Genomic DNA, 13,168 nt, shown 5'->3' with positions numbered 1-13,168 from the left:
CATGCCCTCGGCCAAAGCTGACCAAGCATTGGAGAAAATCGATGTCTGAGTATCGCCAGAATGCGTCTGCCCAATTCATCTCACTGGCCACTATCTTGTCAGCCATGATGCTGACGCTGCCGGCGAACGCTCAGGATAGCGATGTTGCAACTACAGTCGGCGGTGGCGCGGCAAACATCGATTATGCAACAGGCGATCCCGCTACCTGGCCAGAGGAACTCGAAGCTACAATCGCGGCAGCAGGGAATCACACGATCCTGTTCGAGAACGATCAGGTTCGCGTTCTCGAAGTGACACTGGCGCCGGGCGAGGTCGAGCCGCTACATTTCCATCGCTGGCCCAGTGTGTTGTATCTCCAGCAGGCAGGCGACTGGATCGACCGCGATGCCGACGGCAACGTGATTTTCGATTCGCGTGAATTGCCTCCCATGACCTTCCCGGTAACGCTGTGGAAAGGGCCTGAAGCACCGCATTCTCCCGTCAACCTGAGCAACGAAATGACCGTCCGGCTGGTCCGGGTCGAGATCAAGCCGCAAGATGCGGTTGCTGGGCGCGCACCCGGCGACGAATACTCGTTTTTCCCCGCCGACCGCTCGCTAACCCACGCCGAAGACGGGGTCGTACTTCCCGACGGCAGGTTGCTGGTCGGCGATTGGGAGCACGGGCTTATCACCCTATCTGCCGACGGCACTAGGGCGCCGTTCGGCGATTTCACGCGAGCGGGCTTCAGATCGAAGCCGGACCCCTTGTGGAACAGCCCGAACGGCGTCTCTTGGGAGCCTGATGGTCGGCATGTGCTGGTGGCCGACATCACTGGCGGGCACATTTATCGCGTCGATACGCAAACCGAATTGGTGACACGGATTTACGATCACCCTTACGGGGTGAACGCCGTGGTACGCGACCTGTCCGGGGCGATCTGGTTCACCCAGTCGACCGAGAACGCAGCGGGCGAAGGCAGCGAAGCGCGGATGTTCGCCGCGGCCGATGCGCCGCTCGGCGACGGCGCGGTGTGGCGTATCGCGCCGGGCGAGGTGGGCAAGCCCAGCCCCGTTGCGGTGAAGGTGGCAGACGGTCTCGATTTCGCCAATGGCATCGCATTCGATGCTGCGCGCGAACGGCTCTACGTCGCCGAAATCGTGCGGAGCCGCATTCTCAGCTTTGCGGTGAATCAGGTGACCGGCGAATTGAGCGACCGCCGCGTCCTCGCAACCCTTCCCACACCCGATAATATCGAGCTCGATAGCGATGGTATGCTCTGGGCCGTCAGCCCCTTCGCGAACGCCGTCTACGTTGTCGATCCCGACACGGGCGATCGTCGCACGATTTTCAATCCTGCGCCCGAGACAAACGCTCGCATTGTCACCGAAACCTATCGACGGCTCGATGTCGGCGAACCGATCCTTTCGCTTCTGACACCGGAGATGTGGGGTCCCATGCCCGGCTTGCTGACCGGGATCATCCTGGCGCCGGATGGCACGATCTACGTCTCGAACCTCGGCGATGCGCTGGTGAAGCTTGGCCCGGAGGGAGAATGAGATGACATTGTTCTAAGGAAAGGTCGCCGTCGTCACCGGGGCGAGCAGCGGGATCGCTGATAGCCGATGAGGTTCGCTGGATCGAGGCGGAGAACTTCCCGCAGGCAGATCGCAATCCCTAGATCGGTGCGCTTGCTGTGCGCAAAGGCGTCTTCGCGCGGTTGGGCGAAGTGCTGGACGACTTCGTCGTTCAGCCCGGACGGTTCGACCCGGCAATCAATGTCGGCATCGCATGGCAAGAGGGAGCGCTCCTCGGATCGCCAACCAGATCATGGGACTGCTGATCGCGCCGTCTTTGCTCGGCGCAGTTCTCTGGCTGAAGCGCCGACAATCGATCAGGTTGACAGCACCGCCACGCGGTGACCTCATGCCGCGCGAATTCGTTTTTGCATTGGTGGCATGGGGCTTCTGCTGCCGCTGCTCGGCATTTCGATGATCGCAATTCTGCTGGTTTAAAGGCTTAGAGCGAAACTCGCATTCCAATAGAGTCGTGCCAACGACCGCTTTTGGGCGACGCTTCGAATCCTTCGAATGTCCGAAGCTGGGGCGCTTAACGGTCATTTGGTCAGCCTCGATAAAAGAGCAGAGTTACTGTAAATATATTTACATATTAACACTCCAAACCCCACGTCCCCTGACAATCTGACACGAAAATTGACAGATAGCACTCGCTATTGCCCCAAAACTCCGCCAAACCCTCTTCCAGAAGCTGAAAATCTTTTGACAGCGCATCACATTTAAACCCCTCCCCAGTGAAGGAAGAGTATATGTCCTATCAAGATCTCAAGAATAGCGCCGACAGTCTGATCAACAGCCAGAACGGCACATGGGCCGGGATCGATGCAGAGTCCGTTGCCCGCATGCAGTTGCAGAACCGGTTCAAGACCGGTCTCGACATTGCCAAATATACCGCCGCGATCATGCGCGAGGATATGGCCGCCTATGACGCCGACAGCTCCAAATATACCCAGTCGCTGGGTTGCTGGCACGGGTTCATTGCGCAGCAGAAGATGATTTCGATCAAGAAGCATTTCGGCGACACCAAACGGCGCTATCTCTATCTGTCCGGCTGGATGGTTGCGGCACTGCGCAGCGAATTCGGCCCCCTGCCCGATCAGTCGATGCACGAGAAGACGTCCGTGCCCGCGCTGATCGAAGAGCTTTATACGTTCCTGCGCCAGGCCGACTCCCGCGAACTGAACCTGTTGTTCCGCGACATTGATGCGGCGCGTGAAGCTGGCGATGCAGCGGCCGAGAAAGCAGCAATGGACAAGGTCGAGAATTTCCAGACCCATGTTGTTCCGATCATCGCCGATATCGATGCCGGTTTTGGCAATGCCGAGGCAACCTACCTGCTCGCCAAGAAAATGATCGAAGCCGGCGCCTGCGCCCTGCAGATCGAGAACCAGGTTTCCGACGAAAAGCAATGCGGCCATCAGGACGGCAAGGTTACGGTTCCGCACGAAGACTTCCTCGCGAAAATCCGGGCCTGTCGCTATGCGTTCCTCGAACTGGGCGTGGAAGACGGCATCATCGTCACCCGCACGGACTCGCTCGGCGCTGGTCTGACCAAACAGATCGCCGTTTCCAACGAGCCTGGCGATCTTGGCGACCAGTATAACAGCTTCCTTGATTGCGAAGAAATTGATCCGGCGACCGCGAAAAACGGCGACGTCATCATCAATCGCGATGGCAAGATGCTGCGTCCCAAGCGCCTGCCTTCCAACCTGTTCCAGTTCCGTCCCGGGACCGGCGAAGACCGTTGCGTTCTCGACAGCATCACAAGCCTGCAGAACGGTGCCGATCTGCTCTGGATCGAAACCGAGAAGCCGCATGTTGAACAGATCGCCGGCATGATGGACCGGGTCCGTGAAGTCGTTCCGAACGCGAAGCTGGTCTACAACAACTCGCCCTCGTTCAACTGGACGCTGAACTTCCGTCAGCAGGTTTATGACGCGATGGCCGCGGAAGGTCTCGACGTTTCAGACTATGACCGTGATGCCCTGATGGACGCGAAATATGATGATACCGAACTGGGTGAAGCAGCTGACAAGCGCATCCGCACATTCCAGGCCGATGGATCAAAGCGCGCTGGCATTTTCCACCACCTGATCACGCTGCCGACCTATCACACCGCGGCTTTGTCCACCGACAACCTGGCCAAGGAATATTTCGGCGACGCCGGCATGCTGGGTTACGTTCTTGGCGTACAGCGTAAAGAAATCCGCGAAGGCATCGCATGTGTGAAGCATCAGAACATGTCCGGCAGCGACATTGGTGATGATCACAAGGAATATTTTGCCGGCGAAGCCGCTTTGAAGGCTGGCGGTGCGCAGAATACGATGAACCAGTTCGGCTGAACAGCCAGAGTTCGGGTGCCCCCAACCCCCTTTGCGGGGCACCCGTTCAAACCAGTTTTCCTGGGGAGGAAAAACTATCCGTCGGCAGCAATGCCGGCGGATTTTTTCTGTGTGGACAATCGTGGCCAACACTATCAGGGTCGATCATGACAGGTTAAGCCTTTCTCGCCTAGCCTATGTCCAGTCTGGCAAATGGGGGCGGCATGATGTTGCGAAAATCCGGTTCGATATTGGCATTGGCGGCGTTACTGGCATCATGTGGAGGTGGCAGCAGCGGAAGTAACAACATTGTCAGCCTGCCATCAGGCGGTGGCGGTGGGTCAACACCAACACCGACTGGCACCACCTGCTCGTTGCAAAACCGTCAGAACTGGGCGTCCGATCTACTCGACGAATGGTATCTCTTTCCCGAAACCCTTCCCGGCAGCCTCAGCCCCACGCCCTACGCCACGGTGCAGGACTATATAGACGCGCTCACCGCCACGGCACGAAGCCAGGGGCGGGACCGCTATTTTACCTATATTACCTCGATTGCCGAGGAGAATGCCTTTCTGAATTCCGGTGCCACGGCGGGCTTTGGCATCCGTCTGAGCTATGACAGCAGCGCATCGCGGGTCTATATTCTTGACGCTTTCGAAGGCGCGCCAGCGCTGGCCGCGGGCATTGATCGCGGTGCAGAACTGCTCGCCATCGGAACCAGCAGCAGCAACCTGCAGACGGTTGCCTCGCTCTTCGCTCAGGGCGGCGCCAGCGCGGTCAGCAACGCGCTCGGCCCCTCGACAGCGGGAACCAGCCGCGTATTGCGCTTCCGTAATGCAGCGGGTGTCGAAACCACGACCACGGTGAGCAAGGCGGACTATGCCATCCAGCCGGTCTCGCCACGCTTTGGCGTGCAGATCATCGACAATGGCGGCACCCGGACCGGCTATGTCAATCTGCGCACGTTTATCGACAGCGCCGAGCAGCAATTGCGCGACGCGTTCCAGCAGTTCCGTAACGCTGGCGTGACCGAACTGGTCATCGATCTCCGCTACAATGGCGGCGGACTGGTACGCACCGCCGAGCTGTTCGCCGATCTGCTCGGCCGTGACCGGTTCACCAACGAGGTGCAGGGCGTAACCCGTTTCCGCGCCAGCAAGTCGGCGAATAACGAAACCCGCAACTTCCAGTCCCAGCCCCAGTCGATCGCGCCGACCCGCGTCGCCTTCATCACCACCGGCGCCTCGGCTTCGGCGAGCGAGCTGGTGATCAACGCGATGATCCCCTATCTCGACGCCGACATGGCGCTGGTCGGCAGCAACACCTTTGGCAAGCCGGTAGGCCAGATCGGCCTCGACCGGACCGCCTGCGACGACCGGCTGCGGATCGTCGCCTTTGCCACCGAAAATGCCGACGGCAATGCCAATTATTTCGACGGCCTCGCCAGCTCACTGACCAACAGCTGTCAGGCGGCCGATGATATCAGCCTGCCGCTGGGCGATCCTAGCGAAGCCTCGACCGCTCGCGCCCTCGGCTTCCTGTCCGGCGCCGCCTGTACACCGATCAGCAGCGCGTCCACCGGCACGATTGCCGGTCAGCGCCAAGCCCTGACCCTGCCCCGCCAGTTGCTTATGCCGGCGCGGCCAACCCCGGCCCAGCGCGAAGTTCCGGGGTCCTTCTGAGATGACTGCGCACCAGACCGACCATGCCGTGATGGAGGACAGTCTGGAACTGCTCGGCGATCGCTATGACGGCATGCCCGCCGAATTGTTTGACCGCTATATCGCCGATCATCCGCACCATGCGCCGGCCTTTCTCAATCCCGAAGCGGCGCGCGAGCGGATGACGCGGGAGACGCTGGACGCGATGCTCGGGCTGGCGGCTGGTGAATATTGGGTCGATGATGCGGTCACCAATTTCATCGATCTGCACCACAATTATGCCGACTTCACCCCGCATGACTATGCCGTCTGGTTCGCGCTGGTGATCGGCACCATGGCGAGCCGCGCCGGTGCCGACTGGCCTGCCGGAGCCAGCGCCGCCTGGCAGCGGCAGGCCGATGCTCTGGTTGCCAAGGTCGCAACGGTGGCGCGCAACAGCGAAGTGCCGGTGCGGTCATGAGCGAGGCGCGGGCGATTATCGACCGGCTTGGCCTGCTGCCCCATCCCGAGGGCGGCTGGTATCGCGAAACCTGGCGTGCCGATGCGGCGGAGGCCGAGCGGGCGAGTGCGACCGCCATCTATTTCCTGCTCGAAGAGGCCCAGAAATCGCACTGGCACCGGGTCGACGCGACCGAGCTGTGGCTCTGGCATGCCGGCAGCCCGCTCACATTGCGCACCGCCGCGCAGGACAGCGGCCCGGTGGCGGCCATCAATCTCGGCCCCGATATCATCGCCGGACAGGCGCCGCAGCATCGGATTCCGACCGGCCACTGGCAGGCGGCACACGCGGACCGGGGCTGGACTCTGGTCAGCTGCATCGTCTCGCCGGCCTTCGAATTTTCCGGCTTCGAACTGGCCGCGAAAGACTGGGCGCCCGGCGGCTGAGCCCCGCGGAGAACCGCCACCCCCGTTTCAGTATGTCCCGTAAAACAGCGGATGAAAGCCGACCACGCTGTCCGGATCAGCCACCCGCAAGGGCAATATCTGGTAATAGGCGGCGGGCTCGCCTTCCGGGCAGAGGTCGGGATACGGGCGAAAACCGAAGCGGCTGTAATAAGCCGGATCACCGGTCAGCACGCAGCCCGCGGCCTCGCGCTTCCGCAGTGCGGCAAGGCCCGCCTCGATCAGCCGGCTGCCGATATGCTGGCCCTGCCAATCCGGCTCGACCGCCACCGGCCCCAGCGTATACCAGCCCGGCGAACCGTCGACGGCTAAGGCCTCGGTGAAGGTCACCTGCCCGACCAGCGCGCCGTCCTGCTCCGCCACCAGCGAGAGCGCCAGCGCCCCGGCCGCGCGGAATCGGTCGATCAGATCCTGCTCATTGCCATCAGCATAATCCATCGGCGCAAAGGCGCGCCGGGTGATATCGTGGATCGCGGCCTGATCAGCGGGCCGTTCCGGGCGGATGACCAGGCTCACCGCGCGGCAATCGCGCCGATCAGCAGGACCAGCGAGACCGTGCAGCTGACCGTCCGGACATGGTTCCACGGCAGCCAGCGCTGCATATAGCGCCGCCACATCGCCTCCGCCTCCGGGCCACCGGCGTCGGTCGCCTCCAGCGCATTGTTGAGCGGGACATTGCCGACCATCGTCACCAGCAGCATCCCGGCGACATAAAGCACGCCACCAGTCACCATCTGCCAGGCACCGGCGCTGCCCCATAACATCACCCCGAAGACCACGAGCAACAGACAGGCGAGACTGCTGGCAAAGAACAGCGGCAGGAACAGCGAGCGGACGATGATCCGGTTGATCGCCTGCATCGCCACCATGCCGGTCGCCCGCCCCGTCGCGTCCAGCGCCTGCATGACAAAGGCGGAAAAGGCGAAATAGACCCCCGCCATGATGCCGACCGAAATTGTCGCAAACCAGAGCGTTGCGATGATGACCTCTTCCATAAAGCCCTCCGTCTCTTATCCCTTCAGCGGCCTAGCCATCGGCGGCATCAGCGGTGCGGGGCACCAACACAGCCAGCACCACGGCGACCAGTAACAGCGCCGGCACATCGCCCAGCATATGGCCCATATGTTCCGGATTTTGCAACGCCTGCACCGCCATGATCCCGGCGTGGACCACGCTCGACCAGATGGTGAACCAGATCAGCGAGCGATTGGCCGCAGGATTGGCGGCGGCGCGGATCAGCATCAGGCCGAGGGTCAGGTAAATGCCAAGGATCATCACATAATAATGGGACGCGACCGGCGGCCCCTGATGCCACATCCAGCCCGACGGCCAGACCAGCGCCAGCGGATAGACGAGGCAGAATATCGCTCCGAATAGAACCAGGGCAATCTGCAGAAAGCTGTAGCGTCCGATCATGATTTCTCTCCCGTAGCGACCCGCGAGCAAGGCGAAGGCTAGGCCTATTGTGCCGCGATAGCAAATCAGGCGCCGAACCGCCGGTCAGGCGGAGGCCGACCGCACCGCCAAGCGCCACCCCACCAGGATCATCAGCCAAGCCGCTGCAAAGGTCACAAGATTGACATCCATGCCGCCGGCCATGGGCGGAACCCCGTTGGCGTCGCTCAACGCGCCACCATAAAGCGGCATGGTTGCAGCGGCGAGCAGGAAAGCACCCAGCACGCAGTTGCTGATCGCACCGGCGACATGAATGCCGACCAGCCCGGTCCGCGGTCCGCGCCACAGCATCCACAACGCCAGCATCCCGACCGCCGAAGCTGCGAGAATCGCCCACATCGTGTGGAATCGTGCGTGCGCGATCCAGTCGGGATGGAAGATATGGGTCGGGGTCAATATGTCGACCACCGGTGGTATGAATGTGTAGATGGCAATCCCTATGGTCATCAGCCAGAGCCCTGTCCGGCTGATCTGTGGCGTAGCTGTCATATGTCCTCTCCCTCTATTGCGAGCCGACCAGGGGCCGGCCCATTCGCGAAGACTGCACCCGCCAAGCCCCGGAGTCACGTTTTTTATACGCCCGTTTTATACGCCCGGGCAGCGCCGCCGAACTTTACACAGACGCGTGCTTTTGTTTTCTGTGACCTTCCGCTTCCGCGCCCCAATCCTCCCCCGGCGGCACCAGCCGGTCAAGCCGCCCGAGCAGCGCCAAAAGCGCATGATTGTCCGGTTTTTTGATCGTAGCGACATAGCGGCCGCCGCGCAGGATCGGCCGGTAGCGGTCCTGCCTGATCTGCTGGATCAGGCTTTCTAGTGTGACCTTTGCGCGCCCCTTGATATCGGCCGCGCCCGGCAGGCCCAAAATCGCATCCCAGGCGGCGGCAAATTCCTCTGCCCCCGCTTTACCCCGCAAACGATAGGCGCTTTCCCGGCTCTTCCCGACCAAAGCCGCCGCCTTGCTGACGCAGCGGGTCTGCGCCAGCAGCCCAAGAAATTCCGCCTGCCGGACCGGCGACCAGCCGTCCCTGCGCGGGCGCAGCGGCACGGGGGTGAAGGCGGGGACACGGGAAATGCGGCGGTTCTGCACCGCAGCGCTGCGGGGATCGGGGCGGGAGTCGGTCATGGGGCGGATTAAGCCATGAACGGGGTGATGTAGGAAAGCGGTTTTTTGGGTGGCGCGCTTCCAAATAAGCCCCTCCTTTTCAAAGGAGGGGTTGGGGTGGTTTCTCCCGGCGAAATGCCATTCCCGATTATCAAAGCTACCAACCGCCGCACGCCCCCCTGTTCGCTGACGCGAGCGATGCTTGCGCATCGCCACCACCCCTTGATCCCCTCCTCTGAAGAGGAGGGGCTGAAATGTTGCCCAAAGCTCCCTCCCTTCGTCATCCTGAACTCGTTTCAGGACCTCCCTCGATTGCGCGCTTGCCTTAAGGGATCCTGAAATAAATTCAGGATGACGAGTGGATGACGAGCATTGCATTCCCCTCACCCCTGCGCGAAACCCTCTCCAACAAAACAAGGAAAAGCAAACCGATGACCGACCTCGAACAGGCGCGCCTCAAGATCGTGCGCGATCATATGGCGCTGGAGATCACCCATGAATGGGATGCGGTGATCGATACGTTCGCGCATCCGCGCTATGAATTATACGGCAATGGCACCATATTCGACGGCGAGGAAGCGGTGCGCAAATATTTCGCGATGTCGCGGACGCCCTTTCCCGACCAGGCCAATGAAGTGATCGCGATCGGCGCGGCAGGCGAGCATGTCGTGCTGGTCGAATTCTGGCTGACCGGCACGCATCTCGGCCCGCTGACCGTGGAGGGGACGGTGATTGAGCCGACCGGCAAGAGCTTTCGGGTGCGGATGGCCGCGAGCTTTGAATTTGCGCCGGGGACCGACCGGATCATTTGCGAGCGGGCTTATTTTGGCGAGGGGGTGATTGCGAAAGCGTTGGGGTTGTGAGGGGGTGGGGTGACTAGAAGTGCACCATCACCGTAATTTATTTTTTGTCGGCAAGGCCGACAATGCTCATTCGTTCTGATATCCATTCATTTCGTCATAATATCGATCTTCTAAGAGCTTATCGATGTCGACATGGTCTTCTGGTATAATGCCAAAGAATTCAATAGGATCTTCGTCTTCTTCGGAAGTGAACACTTTTCCTAGATTAACCTGCAATAATTCCTGATATCCATCCATTTTCAAGCCGCAGGTCGGACATGCAAATTTATTAGGTAAAACTCGAACTTCTCTCGTTAGGGTACCATCGTCCTCGCTCACTTTTAATGGCCCACGGTTCACAGACTCTCCGGTTATCGCAGCGGGCAATCCACATGCTGGACAGTCGACAATTTGTCCCAAGGGAGATTCGTTTTCCCAATTTTTTAGAGCAGCAGCAGCAGTTTCAATTCTTTGTGCCTTCGCTTTTCCGTCCTGACTAGCAAATGCTTTGCTGGCGACTGACACTCGATCCTTAACCTCTTTTTCAATATGATCGCGTCGATCCTGCAACATTCCTTTAGCAACTCCGGCGTGCTCGTTGCCTAGAAAATCATCTAATGATGATCCCAAATGCTCAAGCAGAACCTCAAACACTTCAAACGTAGCGGGTAGCCAATTATCACTTGGTATATTCTCGAACGCAGCCGCTCCGCTATGAAGCTCTTTGTTTCTACGATCTGCCATTAATAAACAGTGCCCAGACATTTTGTCGGTAAACTTGTCGATTAATACTGAGCATCTTGCAAACACAGCTTTGGCAGCCACTGACCTAGGATTTCCCTTCGGATTTATTCCAAATACATAGTGAATGTTACCTTCGTTAGTTGGATCAGCCAGCAAAACAGGATGTATTTTAGCCAAAGCTGCTCTTGCGAGTAACTCCAAACTTAGACTCATCCAAAACCCATACATCGCCGAATTGAAATCTTGTTCGCCTGCCCGTTGAGAATATAACTTTGCCTTGTCAAAAAGATGATCCCGTCCCCAATCCATGCTAACTCCAATATGATCTCTCAATTTCGCGCGAAGGTGATAAGTTGGCACCTAAACTTCTACCATGAAGAACGCGCCAATTGTTAATTAGCAACCATTGCCCGTCATCCAAATACTCATCTTTTATATCAATATAATTCATCAAATTTCTAGACAAATATTCTACGGATTCGATATTATCCGCGGATTTCATACAAAATGGATCGAAGCGAATTCTTGCTTGCCTGCCCATTCCATGGACGATTGTTGAATAGAAACTAGTGCTCACGCGATCCCAAAAAGTCCAAATAGACTGGTAAATTTCAACGGGTTTTTGTGCTTCTAAGTGCTCCCACACAATGCTTCCAATGCTTGTAGCACATCGCGACTCTCCTGTTGAAATACATTTTAGCATTACAAATTGAGGTGGAATCATTTGATATGCACAATCTGTATGTAGTGGTTGCGCACCTGTTCCGATGAATGATGACATCGAGTTTTTCTTTGCTTGTGCAGGTGACAGTGGTCGAAGTAATTTCTTCCGTTCCAACTGTACAGAGTTATAATTTTCTAATAAAAAATTCTGAAGATCGCCCTCTCTAGGTGCATTTTCTAAATTCGAACGCGTCCAGCCGAACTCTAATAGATGGCTCTCGAATTCTAGATTTCCGTCCAAATCTCCTGCAGGCAGTCTTCTGCCCTTCCAATCATCAGCCTTCGCAATTTCTCGCATTAATAATCCCAAATTATGGTGACGGTTACAATAGTGCCGAAATTCGGACTAAACGCCTTTCGTTTAACACTCCATGGAAATGCAATCCACTTTTGATATACTCCTTACCTAAACAGAAAGAGAAGAAAGACCCATGACCACCCCCAAACCACCCGCCGCCAAGGCCATTGCCTCTGCGGCGCCATCACCATCACCGCGAAAAACGCCGCCAGTCATGTCGATGCCTGTCATTGCCGGATGTGCCGGCGCTGGGGTGGTGGGCCGTTTGTCGAGATTGATTGCGGGACGGATGTGGAGATCGGCGGGGCGGAGCGGATGACGGTGTACAGCTCGTCGGAATGGGCGGAGCGGGCCTTTTGTTCGGCCTGCGGCTCGCATCTTTTCTATCGGCTGAAGGGCACGGGCGAGCATATGGTTTGCGCCGGGCTGTTCGATGATGCGACCGACAGGGATGGCACCCTGACCCTGCGGCGGCAGGTGTTTATCGACGAGAAGCCGGCTTATTACAGCTTCGCCGGGGAGAGCGAGACGCTGACCGGGGCGGAGCTGTTCGCGATGATCGAGGGGGCGGAGGAATAGGCGCGACCGGCGCTCAACAGGCAACCCTCCGGCGGCTCGCGCGTTGATGGAACGAAGCACAGGAGGAACCGATGCAGGAACGACCAACCCCAAGGAAGGCCGGGAAAGATGAAGCGGCTGACGAGACCGGGCGCGAAAACGCGTCCGCCGAAGCCCGGGCCGAGGACAGCATCGAACAGATCAAGGACAAGGCCCGGCGGATCAAGGATTCCCTGAAGGCCGAGCTGTCGATCGATATCGAATAGACTGTGACGAGCCCCTGCCCTGTCTGATGCCCTCCGGCGGTGGTAGCGGCCATTGCCGCTGCGCGCCCCGGTATCCGGCCAAGCGCCAGTCCGTTTTTTGCCAGCGCCGACCCGTGATCGCTGCGGGAACCATCGAAGGCCTCACGCATAGATAGACCGTGCAGGCACAGACGCCTGCCTCCCCCAAGGGCCGGACAGCCGGCCACAACAGAAGGATGATGAAAATGGGCGAATTCGTAGACAAGGTAAAAGGCAATGCAAACGAAGCCGTTGGCAAGGCCAAACAGAAAAGCAATGATCCCGAAACCCGTGCCGAAGGCGCGGCCCAGGAAACCAAGGGCAAGGCCCAGCAGGTCGAAGGCTCGGTCAAGGGCGCACTGGGCGACAAGGTCTAGATCCAATCCCTCCCTGAACCGGCGCTGCTCGCTCTCCCTCTCCCTCCCATGCAGCAGTTCCATCCCGGAAAAGCCGTCCCTCGCGGGGCGGCTTTTTTGTTGGGCTGCGGTCGCCTGCGGCTCGACAGGCTCAGGGCGAACGGGGTTTTTGAGGATCAATCGTGGGCGGTGCAGCGGCGCGGAAGCGTGTCCGGCGCACGTTCTGTTCGTGCCGAGCTTGTCGAAGCATAGGTGGGATGAAGTGGCATTGCCCTGCAGACGCAGCCCTTCGACAGGCTCAGGGCGGACGGTTTATTTGAAGATCAATCGTGGGCGGTGCAGCGGCGTGGAAGCGCGTCCGGCGC

General features: G+C 58.9%; 17 protein-coding genes. 9 read left to right on the top strand and 8 right to left on the bottom strand.

The genetic code is table 11. The features are described 5' to 3' along the window. Positions 1–41 precede the first annotated feature (41 nt). From SPHFLASMR4Y_RS02470 to SPHFLASMR4Y_RS02445, 5 genes are all read left to right on the top strand, one after another. A complete protein-coding gene (locus SPHFLASMR4Y_RS02470) occupies positions 42–1,538 on the top strand; it encodes an SMP-30/gluconolactonase/LRE family protein (protein WP_089132148.1) in 1,497 nt (498 codons plus the stop codon). Between the two features lie 767 nt (positions 1,539–2,305). Then, the gene (locus SPHFLASMR4Y_RS02460; RefSeq protein WP_089132146.1) at positions 2,306–3,898 is read left to right on the top strand and encodes an isocitrate lyase; all 1,593 of its coding nucleotides are present in this window, start codon (positions 2,306–2,308) and stop codon (positions 3,896–3,898) included. Between the two features lie 203 nt (positions 3,899–4,101). Further along, complete coding sequence (locus SPHFLASMR4Y_RS02455; RefSeq protein ID WP_313906757.1) at positions 4,102–5,559, top strand: S41 family peptidase; 1,458 nt, start codon at positions 4,102–4,104, stop codon at positions 5,557–5,559. Position 5,560: 1 nt separating this feature from the next. Then, the gene (locus tag SPHFLASMR4Y_RS02450) at positions 5,561–5,998 is read left to right on the top strand and encodes a hypothetical protein (protein WP_089132145.1); all 438 of its coding nucleotides are present in this window, start codon (positions 5,561–5,563) and stop codon (positions 5,996–5,998) included. Beyond that, complete coding sequence (locus SPHFLASMR4Y_RS02445) at positions 5,995–6,423, top strand: cupin domain-containing protein (protein ID WP_089132144.1); 429 nt, start codon at positions 5,995–5,997, stop codon at positions 6,421–6,423. Before SPHFLASMR4Y_RS02450 ends, SPHFLASMR4Y_RS02445 begins: the two co-directional genes overlap by 4 nt. 27 nt (positions 6,424–6,450) lie before the next feature. On the opposite strand, the gene SPHFLASMR4Y_RS02440 is transcribed toward SPHFLASMR4Y_RS02445, so the two are convergent. The 5 genes from SPHFLASMR4Y_RS02440 to SPHFLASMR4Y_RS02420 all read right to left on the bottom strand — a co-directional run bounded on the left by SPHFLASMR4Y_RS02440 (position 6,451) and on the right by SPHFLASMR4Y_RS02420 (position 9,019). Then, on the bottom strand, positions 6,451–6,957 hold the full coding sequence (locus SPHFLASMR4Y_RS02440; RefSeq protein ID WP_186266024.1) for a GNAT family N-acetyltransferase: 507 nt from the start codon (positions 6,955–6,957) through the stop codon (positions 6,451–6,453). Beyond that, a complete protein-coding gene (locus SPHFLASMR4Y_RS02435; RefSeq protein ID WP_089132142.1) occupies positions 6,954–7,436 on the bottom strand; it encodes a DUF1772 domain-containing protein in 483 nt (160 codons plus the stop codon). Before SPHFLASMR4Y_RS02435 ends, SPHFLASMR4Y_RS02440 begins: the two co-directional genes overlap by 4 nt. A gap of 31 nt (positions 7,437–7,467) precedes the next feature. After that, complete coding sequence (locus tag SPHFLASMR4Y_RS02430; RefSeq protein ID WP_089132141.1) at positions 7,468–7,857, bottom strand: DUF6632 domain-containing protein; 390 nt, start codon at positions 7,855–7,857, stop codon at positions 7,468–7,470. Positions 7,858–7,941: 84 nt separating this feature from the next. Further along, on the bottom strand, positions 7,942–8,385 hold the full coding sequence (locus SPHFLASMR4Y_RS02425) for a hypothetical protein (RefSeq protein ID WP_089132140.1): 444 nt from the start codon (positions 8,383–8,385) through the stop codon (positions 7,942–7,944). Positions 8,386–8,509: 124 nt separating this feature from the next. Then, a complete protein-coding gene (locus tag SPHFLASMR4Y_RS02420) occupies positions 8,510–9,019 on the bottom strand; it encodes a hypothetical protein (protein WP_089132139.1) in 510 nt (169 codons plus the stop codon). A gap of 410 nt (positions 9,020–9,429) precedes the next feature. On the opposite strand from SPHFLASMR4Y_RS02420, the gene SPHFLASMR4Y_RS02415 reads away from it, so the two are divergent. Beyond that, complete coding sequence (locus SPHFLASMR4Y_RS02415; protein WP_089134626.1) at positions 9,430–9,861, top strand: ester cyclase; 432 nt, start codon at positions 9,430–9,432, stop codon at positions 9,859–9,861. A gap of 66 nt (positions 9,862–9,927) precedes the next feature. Here the strand turns inward: SPHFLASMR4Y_RS02415 and SPHFLASMR4Y_RS02410 are convergent, their stop codons facing one another. From SPHFLASMR4Y_RS02410 to SPHFLASMR4Y_RS17310, 3 genes are all read right to left on the bottom strand, one after another. Beyond that, a complete protein-coding gene (locus tag SPHFLASMR4Y_RS02410; RefSeq protein ID WP_089132138.1) occupies positions 9,928–10,893 on the bottom strand; it encodes a hypothetical protein in 966 nt (321 codons plus the stop codon). Position 10,894: 1 nt separating this feature from the next. Continuing rightward, entirely contained in the window at positions 10,895–11,605 is a 711-nt protein-coding gene (locus SPHFLASMR4Y_RS16845; RefSeq protein WP_145955441.1) for a hypothetical protein, read from the bottom strand. A gap of 108 nt (positions 11,606–11,713) precedes the next feature. Beyond that, positions 11,714–11,836: a hypothetical protein gene (locus SPHFLASMR4Y_RS17310; protein WP_260807041.1), complete on the bottom strand. Its 123-nt coding sequence runs from the start codon at positions 11,834–11,836 to the stop codon at positions 11,714–11,716. Between the two features lie 6 nt (positions 11,837–11,842). Here SPHFLASMR4Y_RS17310 and SPHFLASMR4Y_RS02405 point away from each other — a divergent pair, with 6 nt between their 5' ends. The 3 genes from SPHFLASMR4Y_RS02405 (at position 11,843) to SPHFLASMR4Y_RS02400 (ending at position 12,824) form a co-directional block, all read left to right on the top strand. After that, a complete protein-coding gene (locus SPHFLASMR4Y_RS02405; protein ID WP_089132137.1) occupies positions 11,843–12,184 on the top strand; it encodes a GFA family protein in 342 nt (113 codons plus the stop codon). 71 nt (positions 12,185–12,255) lie between these two features. Further along, positions 12,256–12,429 carry a hypothetical protein gene (locus tag SPHFLASMR4Y_RS17000; protein WP_186266023.1) on the top strand — a complete coding sequence of 58 codons (174 nt, stop codon included), beginning with the start codon at positions 12,256–12,258 and terminating at the stop codon, positions 12,427–12,429. Between the two features lie 224 nt (positions 12,430–12,653). Next, positions 12,654–12,824 carry a CsbD family protein gene (locus SPHFLASMR4Y_RS02400; protein ID WP_089134625.1) on the top strand — a complete coding sequence of 57 codons (171 nt, stop codon included), beginning with the start codon at positions 12,654–12,656 and terminating at the stop codon, positions 12,822–12,824. Positions 12,825–13,168 lie beyond the last annotated feature (344 nt).

The sequence above is a fragment of the Sphingorhabdus sp. SMR4y genome (assembly GCF_002218195.1).
GTDB lineage: Bacteria > Pseudomonadota > Alphaproteobacteria > Sphingomonadales > Sphingomonadaceae > Parasphingorhabdus.
Note: the sequence above shows the minus strand (reverse complement) of the source record. Positions and strands in the feature narration are given on the sequence as shown.

What these genes read in the sequence shown, in the direction of transcription:
- SPHFLASMR4Y_RS02415 (WP_089134626.1), top strand. Translation starts at nt 9,430, where the DNA reads ATGACCGACCTCGAACAGGCGCGCCTCAAGATCGTGCGCGATCATATG.
- SPHFLASMR4Y_RS17000 (WP_186266023.1), top strand. Translation starts at nt 12,256, where the DNA reads ATGCAGGAACGACCAACCCCAAGGAAGGCCGGGAAAGATGAAGCGGCT.
- SPHFLASMR4Y_RS02400 (WP_089134625.1), top strand. Translation starts at nt 12,654, where the DNA reads ATGGGCGAATTCGTAGACAAGGTAAAAGGCAATGCAAACGAAGCCGTT.
- SPHFLASMR4Y_RS02455 (WP_313906757.1), top strand. Translation starts at nt 4,102, where the DNA reads ATGATGTTGCGAAAATCCGGTTCGATATTGGCATTGGCGGCGTTACTG.
- SPHFLASMR4Y_RS02430 (WP_089132141.1), bottom strand. Translation starts at nt 7,857, where the DNA reads ATGATCGGACGCTACAGCTTTCTGCAGATTGCCCTGGTTCTATTCGGA.
- SPHFLASMR4Y_RS02445 (WP_089132144.1), top strand. Translation starts at nt 5,995, where the DNA reads ATGAGCGAGGCGCGGGCGATTATCGACCGGCTTGGCCTGCTGCCCCAT.
- SPHFLASMR4Y_RS16845 (WP_145955441.1), bottom strand. Translation starts at nt 11,605, where the DNA reads ATGCGAGAAATTGCGAAGGCTGATGATTGGAAGGGCAGAAGACTGCCT.
- SPHFLASMR4Y_RS02470 (WP_089132148.1), top strand. Translation starts at nt 42, where the DNA reads ATGTCTGAGTATCGCCAGAATGCGTCTGCCCAATTCATCTCACTGGCC.
- SPHFLASMR4Y_RS02460 (WP_089132146.1), top strand. Translation starts at nt 2,306, where the DNA reads ATGTCCTATCAAGATCTCAAGAATAGCGCCGACAGTCTGATCAACAGC.
- SPHFLASMR4Y_RS02450 (WP_089132145.1), top strand. Translation starts at nt 5,561, where the DNA reads ATGACTGCGCACCAGACCGACCATGCCGTGATGGAGGACAGTCTGGAA.
- SPHFLASMR4Y_RS02435 (WP_089132142.1), bottom strand. Translation starts at nt 7,436, where the DNA reads ATGGAAGAGGTCATCATCGCAACGCTCTGGTTTGCGACAATTTCGGTC.
- SPHFLASMR4Y_RS02405 (WP_089132137.1), top strand. Translation starts at nt 11,843, where the DNA reads ATGTGCCGGCGCTGGGGTGGTGGGCCGTTTGTCGAGATTGATTGCGGG.
- SPHFLASMR4Y_RS02410 (WP_089132138.1), bottom strand. Translation starts at nt 10,893, where the DNA reads ATGGATTGGGGACGGGATCATCTTTTTGACAAGGCAAAGTTATATTCT.
- SPHFLASMR4Y_RS02420 (WP_089132139.1), bottom strand. Translation starts at nt 9,019, where the DNA reads ATGACCGACTCCCGCCCCGATCCCCGCAGCGCTGCGGTGCAGAACCGC.
- SPHFLASMR4Y_RS02425 (WP_089132140.1), bottom strand. Translation starts at nt 8,385, where the DNA reads ATGACAGCTACGCCACAGATCAGCCGGACAGGGCTCTGGCTGATGACC.
- SPHFLASMR4Y_RS17310 (WP_260807041.1), bottom strand. Translation starts at nt 11,836, where the DNA reads ATGACAGGCATCGACATGACTGGCGGCGTTTTTCGCGGTGATGGTGAT.